Origin of the sequence: Bradyrhizobium sp. CER78, assembly GCF_029846235.1 — a bacterium.
GTDB lineage: Bacteria > Pseudomonadota > Alphaproteobacteria > Rhizobiales > Xanthobacteraceae > Bradyrhizobium.
On sequence record NZ_JARVWP010000015.1, the window covers coordinates 42071 to 57637 of the forward strand.

Annotated in this window: 17 protein-coding genes and 1 pseudogene; 9 read left to right on the top strand and 9 right to left on the bottom strand. The window is 65.2% G+C overall.

Annotated features, from left to right (window positions below; genetic code table 11):
- Window positions 1-306: 306 nt before the first annotated feature.
- Window positions 307-963, bottom strand: a complete 657-nt coding sequence (locus QDT69_RS27340; RefSeq protein ID WP_279709569.1) for a DsbA family protein — start codon at window positions 961-963, stop codon at window positions 307-309.
- Between the two features lie 123 nt (window positions 964-1086).
- A complete protein-coding gene (locus QDT69_RS27345; RefSeq protein WP_279709570.1) occupies window positions 1087-1566 on the bottom strand; it encodes a DciA family protein in 480 nt (159 codons plus the stop codon).
- 141 nt (window positions 1567-1707) lie between these two features.
- On the opposite strand from QDT69_RS27345, the gene mutY reads away from it, so the two are divergent.
- Window positions 1708-2799, top strand: coding sequence for an A/G-specific adenine glycosylase (mutY, locus tag QDT69_RS27350; RefSeq protein ID WP_279709571.1), 1092 nt, complete (start codon window positions 1708-1710; stop codon window positions 2797-2799).
- A 99-nt stretch (window positions 2800-2898) separates the two neighbouring features.
- Window positions 2899-3318 (top strand): annotated as a pseudogene (locus QDT69_RS27355) (PaaI family thioesterase).
- 150 nt (window positions 3319-3468) lie between these two features.
- On the opposite strand, the gene QDT69_RS27360 reads toward QDT69_RS27355, so the two are convergent.
- Window positions 3469-4734, bottom strand: a complete 1266-nt coding sequence (locus QDT69_RS27360) for a flavin-dependent oxidoreductase (protein ID WP_279709572.1) — start codon at window positions 4732-4734, stop codon at window positions 3469-3471.
- Between the two features lie 174 nt (window positions 4735-4908).
- Here QDT69_RS27360 and QDT69_RS27365 point away from each other — a divergent pair, with 174 nt between their 5' ends.
- Window positions 4909-5529, top strand: a complete 621-nt coding sequence (locus QDT69_RS27365; protein ID WP_279709573.1) for a glutathione S-transferase family protein — start codon at window positions 4909-4911, stop codon at window positions 5527-5529.
- 157 nt (window positions 5530-5686) lie between these two features.
- On the opposite strand, the gene QDT69_RS27370 is transcribed toward QDT69_RS27365, so the two are convergent.
- The gene (locus QDT69_RS27370; RefSeq protein WP_279709693.1) at window positions 5687-6604 is read right to left on the bottom strand and encodes a LysR family transcriptional regulator; all 918 of its coding nucleotides are present in this window, start codon (window positions 6602-6604) and stop codon (window positions 5687-5689) included.
- Between the two features lie 151 nt (window positions 6605-6755).
- Here QDT69_RS27370 and QDT69_RS27375 point away from each other — a divergent pair, with 151 nt between their 5' ends.
- Window positions 6756-7178, top strand: coding sequence for a nuclear transport factor 2 family protein (locus QDT69_RS27375; RefSeq protein WP_279709574.1), 423 nt, complete (start codon window positions 6756-6758; stop codon window positions 7176-7178).
- Between the two features lie 75 nt (window positions 7179-7253).
- Here QDT69_RS27375 and QDT69_RS27380 read toward each other — a convergent pair whose 3' ends face one another.
- The 3 genes from QDT69_RS27380 to QDT69_RS27390 form a co-directional block, all read right to left on the bottom strand.
- Window positions 7254-7940, bottom strand: a complete 687-nt coding sequence (locus tag QDT69_RS27380; RefSeq protein WP_279709575.1) for a glutathione S-transferase N-terminal domain-containing protein — start codon at window positions 7938-7940, stop codon at window positions 7254-7256.
- A 135-nt stretch (window positions 7941-8075) separates the two neighbouring features.
- A complete protein-coding gene (locus QDT69_RS27385) occupies window positions 8076-8402 on the bottom strand; it encodes a hypothetical protein (RefSeq protein WP_279709576.1) in 327 nt (108 codons plus the stop codon).
- A gap of 162 nt (window positions 8403-8564) precedes the next feature.
- Window positions 8565-9698, bottom strand: a complete 1134-nt coding sequence (locus tag QDT69_RS27390; RefSeq protein WP_279709577.1) for a site-specific DNA-methyltransferase — start codon at window positions 9696-9698, stop codon at window positions 8565-8567.
- A gap of 108 nt (window positions 9699-9806) precedes the next feature.
- Between QDT69_RS27390 and QDT69_RS27395 the strand changes: the two genes are divergently transcribed.
- The 3 genes from QDT69_RS27395 to moaB all read left to right on the top strand — a co-directional run bounded on the left by QDT69_RS27395 (window position 9807) and on the right by moaB (window position 11757).
- Window positions 9807-9983, top strand: a complete 177-nt coding sequence (locus QDT69_RS27395) for a hypothetical protein (RefSeq protein WP_279709579.1) — start codon at window positions 9807-9809, stop codon at window positions 9981-9983.
- 96 nt (window positions 9984-10079) lie between these two features.
- On the top strand, window positions 10080-11015 hold the full coding sequence (locus tag QDT69_RS27400) for a zinc metallopeptidase (protein WP_279709580.1): 936 nt from the start codon (window positions 10080-10082) through the stop codon (window positions 11013-11015).
- A gap of 178 nt (window positions 11016-11193) precedes the next feature.
- On the top strand, window positions 11194-11757 hold the full coding sequence (moaB, locus tag QDT69_RS27405) for a molybdenum cofactor biosynthesis protein B (protein WP_279709581.1): 564 nt from the start codon (window positions 11194-11196) through the stop codon (window positions 11755-11757).
- Window positions 11758-12083: 326 nt separating this feature from the next.
- Here the strand turns inward: moaB and QDT69_RS27410 are convergent, their stop codons facing one another.
- Both QDT69_RS27410 and QDT69_RS27415 read right to left on the bottom strand, forming a co-directional pair.
- Window positions 12084-13025: a helix-turn-helix domain-containing GNAT family N-acetyltransferase gene (locus QDT69_RS27410; protein WP_279709582.1), complete on the bottom strand. Its 942-nt coding sequence runs from the start codon at window positions 13023-13025 to the stop codon at window positions 12084-12086.
- Window positions 13026-13067: 42 nt separating this feature from the next.
- Window positions 13068-13637 (bottom strand): glycosyl transferase, encoded by a 570-nt coding sequence (locus QDT69_RS27415; protein ID WP_146987164.1) that lies wholly within the window; start codon window positions 13635-13637, stop codon window positions 13068-13070.
- Between the two features lie 164 nt (window positions 13638-13801).
- On the opposite strand from QDT69_RS27415, the gene QDT69_RS27420 reads away from it, so the two are divergent.
- Window positions 13802-14968, top strand: a complete 1167-nt coding sequence (locus tag QDT69_RS27420) for a PA0069 family radical SAM protein (protein WP_279709583.1) — start codon at window positions 13802-13804, stop codon at window positions 14966-14968.
- Window positions 14969-15103: 135 nt separating this feature from the next.
- On the top strand, window positions 15104-15550 hold the full coding sequence (locus tag QDT69_RS27425) for a VOC family protein (protein ID WP_279709584.1): 447 nt from the start codon (window positions 15104-15106) through the stop codon (window positions 15548-15550).
- Window positions 15551-15567 lie beyond the last annotated feature (17 nt).

Here is a 15567-nt window from a genome sequence, read left to right on the forward strand (position 1 = left end):
GAATCTCCCTGCCGTGACAATACCATGGATGGCAATGTCGGTGTCTGGGGTGAATAGCTGCGTGCAGCTCTCATGAGCGGCGACAATGGCGATGCCTGCGCGTCAGGGCAACCGCTTGACCTAGCTTTTCCCAAGGGATTTGCAGGGGTTTTATGGCCCTTGCATGTCCGCGGAGATTCGCATCTGGCGAATCAAGTTTTCAACAACGAAATAATGCGATCGCCGCATGTGCGATCGCAAGTCGTCCACAATTATCGTGCCCGACTCAAAATCGGGCACGACGATGTCAGGCTCGAGGGCGTGCGATCAGCTCTTCAGCAGCGGATCGATGTGCTTGCTGAATTCCTCGAACGAGGTCTCGCCCTTCAGCATCTCGCCATTGATGAAGAAGGTCGGCGTCGAGTTCACCTTCAGCACGTCGTTGGCGTATTTCTGGTCGGCGGCGATCTTGTCGAGCAGCGTCTGATCCTTCAGGCAGTCCTCGACCTCCTGCTGGCTGAGGCCGGCCTGCTTGCCGATCCGGGTCAACGTCTCGGTGGTGTTCTTCATCACCCAGTCGTTCTGCTGGCGGAACAGCAGGTCGATCACGGCGAAGTACTTCGGCGCGTCATCCTTGGCGATGCAGCGCGCCAGCATCGAGCCGGCGGCGGCCTTGATGTCGAGCGGGAATTCGCGGAACACGTAACGGACCTTGCCGCTGTCGATGTAGGTCGACTTGATCTTCGGGAACACGGTCTCGTTGAAATTGGCGCAGTGCGGGCAGGTCATCGAGGCGTATTCAACGATGGTCACCTTGGCGTCCTGCGGGCCCAGGCCCATGTCCGGCAGCGACTGCGGCTTGGCGACCTCGGCGGCGGTCTGCGCGAACGCGTCCGAGATCAGGCGCAGCGGCGACAGGCCGGCGAGGGCGGCAAGCCCGGTCAGCGAGAGAGCGGTGGTGAAAGCGCGGCGCGTGATGATCAAGGTCAGCTCCCGGATTGGCGCATTCACGCCACAATGAAGGGGGTCCCGAAAAAGAAGCCTTCGCTAGCTTGAAACGGCCATTGTGGCAATGCCGGGGTCTCGCGGCCGGCCTGCGGAAAAGCGTCAATTTCGCTTGATCGAGGCACCCAGCCGGGCCAGCGCCGCTCGCAGATCGTCGTCCTCCACGGCCCCGAGATTTGCCGCCTCCCGGGCCACGATTTTGGCGTCGGGCGGGCGCGGCCGCGCCGGGCGGCTGCGGCGCGAGAGGGGCGCCTGCCGGATCGTCAGGCGGCCGACCGCGTGCCAGCCGAAGAATCGGTTGACTCGTTCCAGGATCACGTCGGAGGAGTGCTGGATCTCGAGTGCCATCGGCCCCTCGACCCGCAGCACCAGCGTCGCCGGCTCCTGGGGCTGGCCCTCCACCGGCCGCGGCCACTGCATCTTCAATGGCTCACAAAAGGTGGCGATCCGCTCGCCCGCGATCTCGGTCCAGCGCGTCACCAGTTCGCGCGCGGCAAAGCCCTGCTTGGCGTAGGCGTCGGTGAAGACGTCGCTGAGCAGGATCGACAGGGGCTTTGCGCTGATCGGGCCGGGTTTGGACATGACGGGGTTATAGCAGCGGTGGCGATGTGGCCGAAACAATGTTCATCATTGTGGCGGCGTTTCCGCGGCCAGCAAAGAAAGACGTGGATGCCCGGGTCAAGCCTGGGCATGACGTAGCGGGATGTGCCTTAAGATGCGTCCATGAGTTCGCGCGCGGCCGCCAAAACCAGATCGACCGACCAGCAGGCCAACCGCCCGGCGCGGCTGCTCGCCTGGTATGACCGGCATCGCCGCACGTTGCCGTGGCGCGCGAAGGCCGGGGAGCGGGCGGATCCGTACCGGGTGTGGCTGTCGGAGATCATGCTGCAGCAGACCACGGTGCGGGCGGTCGGGCCTTACTTCGAGAAATTCGTCGCGCGCTGGCCCGACGTCACCGCGCTCGGCCGCACCTCGCTCGACGACGTCCTGAGGATGTGGGCCGGGCTCGGCTATTATTCGCGGGCGCGCAATCTGCACGCCTGCGCGGTCGCGGTGACGGGCGATCATGGCGGGGCATTTCCGAACACCGAGGAGGGCCTGCGCGCGCTGCCCGGGATCGGGCCCTACACGGCGGCCGCGATCGCCGCGATCGCGTTCGACCGTCGCACCATGCCGGTGGACGGCAATATCGAGCGCGTGGTCACCCGGCTCTACGCCATCGAGGAGGCGCTGCCGCAGGCCAAGCCGCTGATCAAGCAGATGGCGGCAACGTTGCTCGGCCCGGCTCGTGCCGGCGACAGCGCGCAGGCCTTGATGGATCTCGGCGCTACCATCTGCACGCCGAAGAAACCGGCCTGCGCATTGTGTCCGCTGAATGACGATTGCGCTGCACGCACCCGTGGCGACCAGGAGACGTTCCCGCGCAAGGCACCGAAGAAGAGCGGCACGTTGCGCCGCGGCGCTGCCTTCGTGGTGACGCGCGGCGGCGAACTCCTGGTGCGCTCGCGCCCGGAAAAAGGCCTGCTCGGCGGCATGACCGAGGTGCCCGGATCGCAATGGCAGGCCGGGCTGGAAGATGCTGCCGCACTTGCACAGGCGCCGGAACTCAAGGGCATGGCGCGCTGGCACCGCAAGGCCGGCGTCGTCACGCATGTGTTCACGCATTTTCCGCTCGAGCTCGTCGTCTACACCGCGAGCGTTGCGGCGCGGACCCGCGCGCCGGAGGGCATGCGCTGGGTGCCGGTGGCGACGCTGGACGGCGAGGCGTTTCCGAACGTGATGCGCAAGGTGGTCGCACACGGGCTCGACCTCTGACGCAAAACCGGTTCCCGCTTTTCCGGATCAGGCTCTGACCTGCTGACACCATGCTGGCAGCAGCGCTCGGTTACGACCTCCGTCACAATGGAGGCCGCCATGATCGCAACCGCACTCGACCACATTCCGAGATCGCCCTGCGCAGACCTGCTCGGCTGACAGCTTGTCGACGCGCGTCCGCAGGACGGCTGGATCAGGATCGTCTTCGACGGCAAGCAGGATTTTTGCAATCCGGCCGGCTTCATCCAGGGCGGCATGCTCTCGGCGATGCTCGACGACACGATGGGACCGGCGGTGTTCGTGATGACCGAGGGCAGGCTCTACACCACGACGATCACGATGACCGTGAACTTCCTCGCGCCCGCCAAGCCCGGACCGATCACCGGCGAGGCCACCGTGACGCAGCTCGGCAAGACAATCGCCTTTGTCGAGGGCCGGCTGACTTCGGCTGAAGGCACGCTGCTCGCGACGGCGAGCAGCAGTATCCGCCTGGTGGAAGCGGCGCGGGCGCTGCGCTAGCGGCTTGCGCTCCAGCTTAATCCGTCACCCTGAGGTGCGAGCTCTTGCGAGCCTCGAAGGGTCGACGGCCACCGGCCGGGCCGTGCATGCTTCGAGACGCGCGTACCGCGCTCCTCAGCATGACGGGGATAGATTGCAGCCGAGCCTAGGTCAGCCCGGCCGCTGCACGATCGGCGGCTTGGCGTTCAGCCCCTCGACCTGGAAGCCGGCGACGCGCTTGTAGTTGGCGGCGATGTCTTCCAGCTCCTGCTGCGACAGCACGTCGGTGACGACCTTGAAGCCATCAGGCGCGCGCTCCTCGACCAGCTGCATCACCTGCTCCGGGCCGTTGCGGCGGTTCAGCATCACGAGATCGGTGGTCGCGGGCCGCCGCTCGGCCTCATAGGCCAATAGCGCCGCCTGCGTCGCGCCATGCGCCAGGATCTCGCGCGTCAGCGTGCGCGCATCCAGAATCGCCTGCGAAGCGCCGTTGGAGCCGATCGGGTACATCGGATGCGCAGCGTCGCCCATCAGCGTGACGCGGCCGAAGGTCCATTGCGGGATCGGATCGCGATCGACCAGCGGATATTCGTAGGCATGCGGGCAGTTCCGGATCAGGCCGGGTACGTCGAGCCAGTCGAAATTCCAGCTCTCGAACCACGGCAGGAACTCGTCGAGTTTTGCGGTGCGGTTATAGTCCTCGCGGCGCCACTGATAGGTCGGCGGCATGTGTCGCTCGGCGACCCAGTTGATGTCGAACTTGCCGTCGGCGCCGGCTTCCTTCGAGATCGGATAGCAGACGAACTTCAACGTCTCGTGGCCGGCCATGATCATGGTACGGCCGGTCAGGAAGGCGTTGCCGCGGGTGATGCCACGCCACAGGATGCGGCCGTTCCAGATCGGCGGTCCTTCCTTCGGATAGAGCTTCTCGCGCACCGCCGAGTGGATGCCGTCGGCGGCGATCAGCACCGCGCCGTCATGGCCGCCCGCCGGCTTGCCGGTGGCGCGGTCGATGAAGTCGGCGCGGACGCCGTCCGCCGTCTCGCTCCAGCCGGTGAGGTGATGGCTGGTCAGGATGTTCGCAGCGCCCAGCCGCGCGGTCGCGGCATCGAGCAGCAGCTGTTGCAGCCGGCCGCGATGGATCGAGAATTGCGGCCATTTGTAGCCGGCCTCGAGCCCGCGCGGCTCGCTCCAGATCGGCTTGCCGTGCTTGGAGAAATAGGCGAGCTCGCGCGTGCGCACCGCCGACGCATCGAGCACATCGTGCAGGCCGAGCTCGATCAGTTCGCGCACCGCGTGCGGCAGCACGTTGATGCCGACGCCGAGCGGCTTCAGCTCGGGCACGCTCTCGAATACGCGGCAGGGCACCCCGATCTGGTGCAGGCTGAGCGCCAGCGTCAGCCCGCCAATTCCGCCACCTGCAATCAGTACAGTCATGAAAAGCCCTCTCGATTGGCCATGGTCATCGCACGGCGGCGGCGCCGCGGGCAAGGTCCGCGGCAGCGCGCGGGGTGGACGGCAGGGGATGCTGCCGCTAACGTCCGCCGCATCCCATAAAAAGGTAAGGGCCGGGTTCAGAGCGAACCGACAAGGCCCGCAGAGGACAACGTCATGCTCAAGCTCTATACCGCCCCCGGCACCTGTGCACTCGCCTCCCACATCGCGCTGGCCGAAGCCGGCGCGCCCTATACGGTCGAGCGGCTCGACTTCAAGGTCAACCAGCAGAACAGCCCTGAGTATCTCAAGATCAACCCCAAGGGCCGCGTGCCGACGCTGGTGACCGATCGCGGCGTGCTGACCGAGACCCCTGCGATGCTGGCCTACATCGCGCAGACCTATCCGCAGGCGAAGCTCGCACCGCTCGACGACGCCTTCGCATTCGCCAGGCTGCAGTCCTTCAATTCCTATCTGTGCTCGACGGTGCATGTCTGCCACGCCCACAAGATGCGCGGCGCGCGCTGGGCGACGCAGGAGACGTCGTTCGCCGACATGAAGACGATGATCCCGAAGACCATGGGCGCTTGCTTCAACCTGATCGAGCGCGACATGCTCGCGGGACCGTGGGTGATGGGCGACAGCTACACGGTGGGCGACGCCTACCTCTATACGCTGACGCTCTGGCTCGACGGCGACGGCGTCGACATCGCGACCTTGCCCAAGGTGAAGGCGCATCGCGCGGCGATGGAGCAGCGGCCGGCGGTGCAGAAGGTGCTGGCCGAGCAGAGAGCGTAGACGCCAAACATTCGGTGTCGTCCCGGCGAAGGCCGGGGACCCATAACCCCAAATCTTCTTTGTGGCGCGACGCTGGGGCCACAACCCTTCATCCCCAATTCACAGCCGTGGTTATGGGTCCCGGCTTTCGCAGGGACGACGGGGATAGAGCGCCGCGCTATGTGGCCTTCCCCGTCTCCAGCTCCCGTCCTGTCTCCAGCATCAGCTTGCGCAGCCAGATCGAGCCCGGATCCATCTGTGCTCGCGTCGGGTAGAACATGTGCTGCTCGTCGATCCCGGGATCGAGCGGCGGCGTCACCGTCACCAGCGAGAGCTGCTTCGACAGCGCCGAGATCAGCCGGCGCGGCACGAAGGCGACGAGGTCGGTGCGCGCGGTGACGTGCAGCGCCTCGATATAGCCCGGCACCACCAGCGCGATCGGCCGCTCGATGCCCTTGGTGCGCAGCCAAGTGTCGATCAAATCCTCGTTCTGGCCGCGGATGATGACGGCGACATGGCGTGCGGCGAGGAATGCCTCGCGCTTCTTCAGCTTTGTGCCGGCCGGGTGGCCGCGGCGCACCGCGAGCGCGTCGCTGTCGGTGTAGAGCCGCTGGCGGTGAAAGCCCTTGAAGGAGTCACCGATCGAGATCACGAGATCGATGGTGCGGGCGAATTCGGGTGCGAAGATCGCGGGTCCCCGCCACGGCACCACGTCGATGGTGACGTTGGGCGCAAGCCGCGTCACCTTCTCCATCAGCGACGGCATCAAGAGCTCGACCGCGAGATCGGGCATCATCAGGCGGAAATGCCGCTCGCTGCGCGCGGCGTCGAACTCGTCGGAGATGAACAGCGTGCGCACCTGGTCGAGCGCCTGCGCCAGCGGCAGCCGCAGCGCCTGCGCCCGCGGCGTCAGCTCCATGCGCGCGCCGTTGCGCACCAAGAGCGGGTCGCCGATCAGGTCGCGCAGCCGCTGTAGCGCGTGGCTGGTCGCCGGCTGCGACAAACGCAGCCGCATCGCGGCGCGGCTGACATTGGCCTCGCGCAGCAATGCGTCGAGTGCGACCAGCAGATTGAGGTCAAGCGAATTCAAATTCATCAGGTGAATATATATCATATCACCTATCGATTGGAAGAATGCGCGTCGGTGCCGCATGGTCAGGAGGCAAGGCGTTCTCACGCGTAGCGAACCGCGGTTCGCGCGCAGCAGCGCCCGAGATCAGAGTCAACCCATCGCAAGGAGACGCGCCATGAGCGCAGCCGACAACAAGAAACTGGTGCAGGAGATATTTGTGATCGCGGGCAGTCCCGATCCCGCGGTGCGCGAGAAATCGCTGTTCATGACTGTCCTTGCCGACGACGCGATCTGGACCGTGACCGGGCAGTATTCCTGGTCGCGTACCTTCACCGGCAAGCAATCGATCATGACCGACCTGCATGGGCACGTCCGCTCGAAGCTGGTCGAGCGCGGCCGCACCGTCGCGCATCGCATCATTGCTGACGGCGACATCGTCGTGGTCGAGGCCAAGGGCAACAACCTCACCAAGGAAGGCCAGCGCTACGATAACGACTATTGCCTGGTGTTCCGCTTCGACGGCGGCCGGATCAAGGAGGTGCGGGAATATTGCGACTCGGTCCTGACCGAGAAGGCGCTCGGCGCGTTTCCGGCATAGCCGCGCACCGCAAGAAGGCCGCACAAATGAAAACGGCGCCCGTGAGGGCGCCGTCTTGCTGTCGTATCGATCGGCTTACGCCACCTTGTTCTTGAGGTGGCCGAACATGATGTCGCGGGCCGCGTCGTCCATCTCGGCCTTGAAGGTGTGCTTGTCCTTCAGCGCGATCGCGCGCGTCGCCGCCGGCCGCGCCGAGATCTCGTCGACCAGCCGCTTCACGTTCGGATACTTCGCGTAGCCTTCCTCGCCGAGGATGAACGGCGCCATCCGCGCCCAGCCCCAGAACGCCATGTCGACGATCGTGTAGCTGTCGCCGACCATGTAGCGCGATTTTGCCAGGTGATCGTCGAGGATCTTGTAGTGGCGGTGCGCCTCATACTGGTAGCGGTTGTTGGCGTAGTCGAGGTCCTTCGGCGCGAAATGCTTGAAGTGCACGGCCTGGCCGGAATACGGGCCGAGGCCGGTCGCGATGAACATCAGCCATGACAGAGTCGCGGCGCGGTTGGCCGGGGTGTTGGCGGGCAGGAACTTGCCGTGCTCTTCGGCGAGGTAAAGCAGGATGGCGTTGCTGTCGAACACCAGCACGCCGTCATCGTCGATCGCCGGCACCTTGCCGTTCGGATTGACCTTCAGGAAATCAGGCGCGAACTGCTCGCCCTTGCGGGTGTCGACCGGAATCGCCTCGAACGGCAGGCCGGATTCTTCCAGGAACAGTGCGACCTTGTTCGGGTTCGGCGCGCCATTGAAATAGAATTTGATCATGAAGTGACTCCCTTGGTTCTTGCGACCGGCGAGACGGGACGCGGCGGGGAAGGCCGCAGACGCGTCCCTCTTGCGCAAATTTCGCCGCAACGCGCAAGCGACGAGTTTGTGAATCAGGGTCGCGTGCTGCGCTGGTCAGCCGGCCCAGAAGAAGCCCAGGATACCCACGACGACCAGCGCAATTCCCGCAAGGTCCAGCAAAGCGGCGGAGCGGGTCGCGGCATGCAGGTGCGAAAGCTGCGTCGCGCGCTCGGAGCCGCGGGCAAAGCCATGCACGATGATCTCTTCGTTGAATTCGCCATGCGCCTCGAGCGCGAGCGTCAGCCCAACGCAGACCAGCAGGATGCCGAAAATGATCAGGCCGAAGAATCCGAGCAGGCCGATCAGCAGCATCGGAAACATGCCGAGCAGGAAGATCGGCAGCAGCGGCACCAGCAGCAAAGTCTCGGATTGTCTTCGCATCGGGGCGACCAATCGAAACGGCAAGTGACGTCGCTCAATCTAGCCCCGCCGATATGATGCAACAAGGCGGCCCGCGTTCAAGACGGCGTCATTTCCATGCGTCATCCCCAGATGCGCAATTGCGCATCGGGGGAATGACGAGTGGGGAGTTCTACGGCCCGCTCAGCCCACCGCCATTTCGGAGCGGATCTCGGCGCGCAGCTCGTCGATCAGCTTGAGGCCGGTCTTGGTCTCGACGTGCCAGAAGGTCCAGCCGTTGCAGGCGCCGGAGCCCTGCGCGACCGCGCCGATGCGGTGGATCGAGCCGACCTTGTCGCCGAGCATGATGGCGCCGTCGGCGCGCACCAGGGCGCCGTGGCGCTTCTTGGCGTCGACCAGTTTTGCGCCGGGCACGATCATGCCGCGCTCGATCAGTTCGGAGAACGCGACGCGCGGCGCCTCGCGCGCGGTCATGAACGGCGCCAGCGTTGCCTCCGGCAGCGGTTCGATCGCGGCGATGCGGGCTTCGGCGGCGGCGGCATAGGTCCGGTCGCGCTCGAAGCCGATATAGTTGCGGCCGAGGCGCTTGGCGACGGCGCCGGTGGTGCCGGTGCCGTTGAACGGATCGATCACGAGATCGCCGGGCTTCGACGACGACAGCAGCACGCGCGCGAGCAGCTGCTCGGGCTTCTGCGTCGGATGAACCTTCTTGCCGTCGTCGCCCTTGAGGCGCTCCTCGCCGGTGCACAGCGGGATCAGCCAGTCGGAGCGCGCCTGGACGTCCTCGTTGGACGCCTTCAGCGCTTCATAGTTGAAGGTATAGCCTTTGGCCTTCTCGTCGCGCGCGGCCCAGATCATGGTCTCGTGCGCGTTGGTGAAGCGGCGGCCGCGGAAGTTCGGCATCGGATTGGACTTGCGCCACACGATGTCGTTCAGGAGCCAGAAGCCGAGGTCCTGCATGATCGCGCCGACGCGGAAGATATTGTGATAGGAGCCGATCACCCACAGCGTTGCCGACGGCTTCATCACGCGGCGGCAGGCGAGCAGCCAGGCGCGGGTGAAATCGTCATAGGCAGCGAACGACGAGAACTTGTCCCAGTCGTCGTCGACGGCATCGACATGCGATTCGTCGGGGCGCTTGAGATCGCCCTTGAGCTGCAGATTGTAGGGAGGATCGGCGAAGACCAGATCGACCGAGCCGGCCTGAAGCTTCGACAATTCGGCCACGCAATCGCCAATGACGATGTGGCTCGACGGGGCACTCTCAAATTTAGTGCGGGGCGCCCTTGCAGACGCCCCGCGACGCGACACTACCATGACTCAAGAACTCTGACTCAGGCGACGCTGTCGGCGACGCGGGACTAAACAACCGACTGGCGCCACATTGACCCGGCAAAGTAAAAATCGACTTAATTGGAAATGTTCATGCAAAAGATTGCAGCAGTTTTTGAACGACGTGGCGCATTGTCGTCGGCGTTGTGCTGCAACATCAGCGCGTTCTGCGAAAAATTTTTCGGATCATCAAACCGGCACGATTCGGCCGGTAAATTGGCCGGCGTTTGCAGCGTTCGCGGCGCAAAGGATGCGCGTGCAACGGGCTAGGCAATTTTTGCCGGGCAGGATATTGATTAACAGAATGGAAATTTTAGGTTGGTGTGTCCCGCAATGGGTCGCCGACGGGGATGAAGGGAAACCGCCATGCGTTATGATGATTTCCGCCGCAGCGACGACATCGAAGACCGTCGCGACGACAGCGGAGGCGGCGGCGGTGGTGGCGGCTTCGGCATTCCGATGGGCGGCGGTGGCGGGCTCGGCATCGGCACGGTCATCGTGCTCGGCCTGCTCGGCTATGCTTTCGGCATCGACCCGCGCATCCTGATCGGCGGCGCCGAGATTCTCACCGGCGGCGGCCAGGCGCCGACCTACCAGACCGATCGGCAGTCGTCGGGCGGGCAGGCCAAGCGCGGCGCGCCGACCGACGAGATGGGCAGCATGATCGCCGGCATCCTCGGCGAGATCGACGATCGCTGGAGCGAGATCTTCAAGGCCAGCGGTCAGTCCTACACCGGTCCGAAGATCGTGCTGTTCCGCAACGCCACCAATGGCGGCCGCTGCGGCATGGCGCAGTCGGCGATGGGACCGTTCTATTGCCCGCCGGACAAGACCATCTTCCTCGACACCGGGTTCTTCCGCGAGGTCGAGACGCGCTTCCGCGGCTGCTCGGGCAACGCCTGCAAATTCACCGCGGCCTATATCATCGCGCATGAGGCCGGCCATCACATCCAGAACCTGCTCGGCATCATTCCGCGCGTGAACCGGTTGCAGCAGCAGGCCGGCAGCAAGGCCGAGGCCAACGCGCTGCAGGTCAAGGTCGAGCTGCAGGCCGATTGTCTCTCCGGCGTCTGGGTCAATCGCGAGGAGAAGAAGCGGCCGGGCTTCCTCGAGGCCGGCGATATCGACGCCGCGCTGACCACCGCGAACGCGATCGGCGACGACACGCTGCAACGGCAGGCCACGGGCCGGGTGGTGCCGGATTCCTTCACCCACGGCTCCGCCGCGCAGCGCAAGCAATGGTTCATGACCGGCTACCAGCAGGGCACCGTGCAGGCCTGCAACACGTTCGGCGGCGGTTAGGAAGCCGGTTCAAGAGGGGCAAGGCCGCGAGTTCAGTTCACCTCTCCCGCTTGCGGGGGAGGTCGCATCGCATCGTTAGATGCGATGCGGGTGGGGGCTCTCTCCACTATATGACTCGCGGTGCCACCCCCACCCCAACCCTCCCCCGCAAGCGGGAGAGGGAGCGAGAGAGCAGGCCATGTCTTCGATCGACGAAACCAAGCAATTCGTCCCGCTCAACATCGCGGTGCTGACGATTTCCGACACCCGCTCGCTGGCGGATGACAAGTCCGGCACGACGCTCGCCGACCGCCTCACCGCGGCCGGCCACAAGCTCGCAGGCCGCGAGATCGTCACCGACGATGTCGAGGCGATCCGTGCGGTGATCCGGCGCTGGATCGCGGATCCGGGCGTCGATGCCGTCATCACCACCGGGGGCACCGGCTTCACCGGCCGCGACGTGACGCCGGAGGCGGTCGAGCCGCTGTTCGAGAAGCGGATGGACGGCTTTTCGATCGCCTTCCACATGCTGAGCCATGCCAAGATCGGCGCATCGACGATCCAGAGTCGCGCCACCGCCGGCGTTGCCGGCGCGACCTTCATCTTCTGCCTGCCCGGTTCGCCTGGTGCGTGCCGCGACGGCTGGGACGGCATTTTGGCCGCGCAGCTCGACTACCGCACGCGGCCCTGCAATTTCGTCGAGATCATGCCGCGGCTCGACGAGCATCTGCGCCGCCCGAAGGCGAAGGGGTCGAGTGCGTAGGCTTTTATCCCCTCGTCATTCCGGGGCTGCGAAGCACGAAGCCGGAATTTCGAGCCCGGTCCCCGTAGCCCGGATGAAGCGAAGCGAAATCCGGGGCAGTTTCCCCGCGGCGGTAGCGTTCCCGGATTGCGCTGCGCTCCATCCGGGCTACGGAGTCAAGATTCCGCGATCGGGAAGCTATCAACCGCCGATCAATCTGATCAAGCCGCGCCACAACGTCCGAACCGCGTCGCGATACGTCTCGGCCCGCAGCGCATGCGCCCTGCGCGTATAGAATGAGATCAGCTCAGCCGTCACGCGCCGCCCGGTGTCGCGGCGCTGCGGCTTCACAACTCGAGCTCCCAGGTCTCGCCGACCAGATCGGCGCCGAAGCTTTGGTGCTTCTCTTCCTTGATGCGCTGGAAGCCGGCGCGGGCGTAGATGCCGCGCGCGGCGAGCAGGATGCTCTGGGTCCACAGCGTCATCTTCTTGTAGCCCTTCTCGCGCGCGGTGCGGATGCATTGCTCGACCAAGGCGCGGCCGACGCCGAGCCCGCGCGCCTTCTCCTCGACCAGCAACAGCCGCAGCTTGGCGACCCCGTCGCCGCCGTTGACCAGGAAGATCGAGCCGACCGGCTCGCCATCGACCTCCGCGATCCAGCAATGCTCGCGGACAGGATCGAACGATCGCAGAAACTGCGCGCAGATCTCGGCTACCAACGCCTCGTAGCTGATGTCCCAGCCGTATTCCGCGGCGTAGGCTTGTCCCTGTCGCGAGACGACCCAGCCCATGTCGCCGACGCGGTGGCTGCGCAGCAGGAAGCCGGTGGGTTTTTGCATGGTTGGCTCCAACGCTTGTTCGATTGTGCTCATCGCATGCACCACCGCGGCGCGGTGGTTGCTGTCGATCTGCATCAGCAGCGCCGCGACCTCGTCGCGCGAGCGGCTGTCGAGGTCTGCGGCCGTGGCGCGGCCCTTGGCGGTCAGCGCCACCTCGTTGACGCGCTTGTCGGCCTTCGACGGTTTGCGCGTCACGATCTGGCGGCGCTGCAGCGCTGCCAGCGTGCGGCTGACGAAGCCAGCATCGAGGTCGAGATCGCGCACCAGGTCGGTCGCGATGCAGTGCTCGCGGTGCGCAAGCTCGTAGATGATCCGCGCTTCCTGCAGCGTGAACGGGGAGTGCAGCAGCTTCGGTTCGATGATGCCGAGCTTGCGGGTATAGAACCGGCTGAAGCCGCGGACCGCGGCAACCTGGCTCTCGAGGGCGGCGTCGTAGGAATTTGATTTCATCAAATATATTATTTGACGGAATCAAATAATATGCAATAGCCTTTATGCGACCATGATCCGGCTGCGCAGCATGGTGCGGGAGGAGCGGCCGAGCCGGCGCAGCAGCCGCGCCTCGGAGCGGCGGGCGTCCGGCCGGTAGCCGCCGATCCGCTCGTAATGCTCGCGCGCGATCAGCAGGCCCTGTTCGGCCGAAGGCCCGGCGATCATCCGGGCAACGAATTTGAGACCGTCGCGCAGGCCGGGGTCGGAGTAGGGTGCGCGGGCGTAGCGGAAGATGCCGGCGCGGTCCTTGCCGCTTGCCGCCACCATCTGGATGAACTGGGTGGTCTCCTCGATCCAGCCGGCATCGAGCACCGCGCCCGGATGCAGGAACATCAGCCAGGGCGAGCGCGCCTGCCGTGCGCCGGCCGCGAGCGCCGCAGCGCGCGTGCCCTCGAAACGCAGGAACCGGCAGCCGGCGACGTCGGCAACGCGCTCCATGATGTCGGTATTGGTGCGGTCGACCAGCAGCACTTCACGGATCACGCCGGCGGCCGCGCCCGGCACCAGCGCGGCCAATGTCGCGACCGCGGTGCGCTCGATCCCGTCGGTTGGAATGATCACGCTCAGCATGATTTGAGGCTTCGGTGGCTCAAATGGTTCTGGAAACTCCGGCCGTGTTATCACCTTGTCATATTCAAAGCAGCCTGTTCGCCTGCGGAATTTTGTAGCAAGGTTCTGTGGAATTTCTCCGCTCATGTTCTTGATTTGTTCTTGTGCTGTGTTAGCTTCGGAACATGAGCCGAGCATCCTCTCATGCCCTCAAGCACCCGCCGGTAACGGCGCCCTCCGATAACCCGGCGGGTGCACCCACCCCTTTTCCCGAGCTTGCGGTCGCGATCGAGCGCGAGCGGCGGCGCGGCCGCGGCGCGCAGTCCAACGCCAGCGGCCGCTATGAGGCCGAGGCGCGGGTCGCCTTCGACGACGGCTGGCAGAGCCTCGAAGACCTGCCGCCTTTTTCCACCAGCGTTGCGCTAGACACCTCGCGCAAGGTGATCACCCGCAACGACTCGCCCGACATCGGCTTCGATCGCTCGATCAATCCGTATCGCGGCTGCGAGCATGGCTGCGTCTATTGCTTCGCGCGGCCGACCCACGCCTATCTCGGCCTGTCGCCGGGGCTCGACTTCGAGTCAAAACTGTTCGCCAAGCCGGACGCGCCGGCGCTGCTCGAGAAGGAGCTGGCGGCGCCCGACTATGAAGCGCGGATGATCGCGATCGGCACCAACACCGATCCCTATCAGCCGATCGAGCGCGAGCGGAAGATCATGCGCGGCATTCTCGAAGTGCTGGAGCGCGCCGGCCATCCGGTCGGCATCGTGACCAAGTCGGCGCTGGTGACGCGCGACATCGACATCCTGGCGCGAATGGCCAAGCGCAATCTTGCAAAGGTCGCGCTCTCGGTGACGACGCTCGATCCGAAGCTCGCCCGCACTATGGAGCCGCGCGCCTCGACCCCGCCGAAACGGCTCGAGGCGATCAAGCGCCTCGCGGACGCCGGCATCCCGACCACGGTGATGGTCGCGCCCGTGATCCCGGCGCTGAACGATTCCGAGATCGAGCGCATCCTCGATGCCGCCGCGCATGCCGGCGCGAAAGAGGCGAGCTACGTGCTGCTGCGGCTGCCGCTCGAGGTCCGCGATCTGTTTCGCGAATGGCTGATGGCGAACTATCCGGACCGCTATCGCCACGTCTTCACGCTGATCCGCGACATGCGCGGCGGCCGCGACTATGATTCGCAATGGGGCACGCGGATGAAGGGCACCGGCCCGATGGCTTGGATGATCGGCCGCCGCTTCGAGATCGCGTGCGAAAAGCTCGGCCTCAACAAGCGGCGCACCAAGCTGACCACCGATCATTTCGCCAAGCCGAAGCGCAGCGGGCAGCAGTTGAGCTTGTTTTAGGGAACCGTAGCCCGGATGAAGCGCAGCGAAATCCGGGAGTCTTGCTGCAGACACAGGCCCCGGATTGCGCTTCGCTCCATCCGGGCTACGAAGAAACAAAACGGCGACGGCGCCATAAATAGAGTGAGTGCAACAATGAGTAACGCCCCGACACCGCGCTTCACCGTCCTCACGCTCGGCGTCAGCGACATGCGCGCCAGCATCGCCTTCTACGAATCCCTCGGCTTCACCAGGAAGATGCGCGCGACCGGTGCGGAGGTGGCCTTCTTCGAAACCGGCGGCAGCGTGCTCGGGCTGTTCCCGTGGCATCTGCTCGCCGACGACGCCGGGCTGCCCGATCAGCCGCGGCCGGCTGCATTCCACGGCGTCTCGATTGCCTGGAACTGCAACAATGATGCCGAGGTCGATCGCGTGATGGCGTTCGCGCTGTCGAAAGGCGCCAAACTGCTGAAGCCGGCGCAGCCGACCAGCTATGGCGGTTATTGCGGCTATTTCGGCGATCCCGACGGTCACGCCTGGGAAGTGGTGCGGGCGCCGGGTTTCGAGGTTCTCGAGAGCGGACGGGTGTCGATTCCCGACTAGCGCGGGCCGACGAGCGA

Excerpts from the sequence above, each read along its gene's own strand:
- QDT69_RS27375 (WP_279709574.1), top strand. The coding sequence starts at position 6,756 with ATGAGCGCAGCCGACAACAAGAAACTGGTGCAGGAGATATTTGTGATC.
- QDT69_RS27390 (WP_279709577.1), bottom strand. The coding sequence starts at position 9,698 with ATGGTAGTGTCGCGTCGCGGGGCGTCTGCAAGGGCGCCCCGCACTAAA.
- QDT69_RS27415 (WP_146987164.1), bottom strand. The coding sequence starts at position 13,637 with ATGCTGAGCGTGATCATTCCAACCGACGGGATCGAGCGCACCGCGGTC.
- QDT69_RS27370 (WP_279709693.1), bottom strand. The coding sequence starts at position 6,604 with ATGAATTTGAATTCGCTTGACCTCAATCTGCTGGTCGCACTCGACGCA.
- mutY (WP_279709571.1), top strand. The coding sequence starts at position 1,708 with ATGAGTTCGCGCGCGGCCGCCAAAACCAGATCGACCGACCAGCAGGCC.
- moaB (WP_279709581.1), top strand. The coding sequence starts at position 11,194 with ATGTCTTCGATCGACGAAACCAAGCAATTCGTCCCGCTCAACATCGCG.
- QDT69_RS27365 (WP_279709573.1), top strand. The coding sequence starts at position 4,909 with ATGCTCAAGCTCTATACCGCCCCCGGCACCTGTGCACTCGCCTCCCAC.
- QDT69_RS27425 (WP_279709584.1), top strand. The coding sequence starts at position 15,104 with ATGAGTAACGCCCCGACACCGCGCTTCACCGTCCTCACGCTCGGCGTC.
- QDT69_RS27420 (WP_279709583.1), top strand. The coding sequence starts at position 13,802 with ATGAGCCGAGCATCCTCTCATGCCCTCAAGCACCCGCCGGTAACGGCG.
- QDT69_RS27400 (WP_279709580.1), top strand. The coding sequence starts at position 10,080 with ATGCGTTATGATGATTTCCGCCGCAGCGACGACATCGAAGACCGTCGC.
- QDT69_RS27395 (WP_279709579.1), top strand. The coding sequence starts at position 9,807 with ATGCAAAAGATTGCAGCAGTTTTTGAACGACGTGGCGCATTGTCGTCG.
- QDT69_RS27380 (WP_279709575.1), bottom strand. The coding sequence starts at position 7,940 with ATGATCAAATTCTATTTCAATGGCGCGCCGAACCCGAACAAGGTCGCA.
- QDT69_RS27360 (WP_279709572.1), bottom strand. The coding sequence starts at position 4,734 with ATGACTGTACTGATTGCAGGTGGCGGAATTGGCGGGCTGACGCTGGCG.
- QDT69_RS27410 (WP_279709582.1), bottom strand. The coding sequence starts at position 13,025 with ATGAAATCAAATTCCTACGACGCCGCCCTCGAGAGCCAGGTTGCCGCG.
- QDT69_RS27345 (WP_279709570.1), bottom strand. The coding sequence starts at position 1,566 with ATGTCCAAACCCGGCCCGATCAGCGCAAAGCCCCTGTCGATCCTGCTC.
- QDT69_RS27385 (WP_279709576.1), bottom strand. The coding sequence starts at position 8,402 with ATGCGAAGACAATCCGAGACTTTGCTGCTGGTGCCGCTGCTGCCGATC.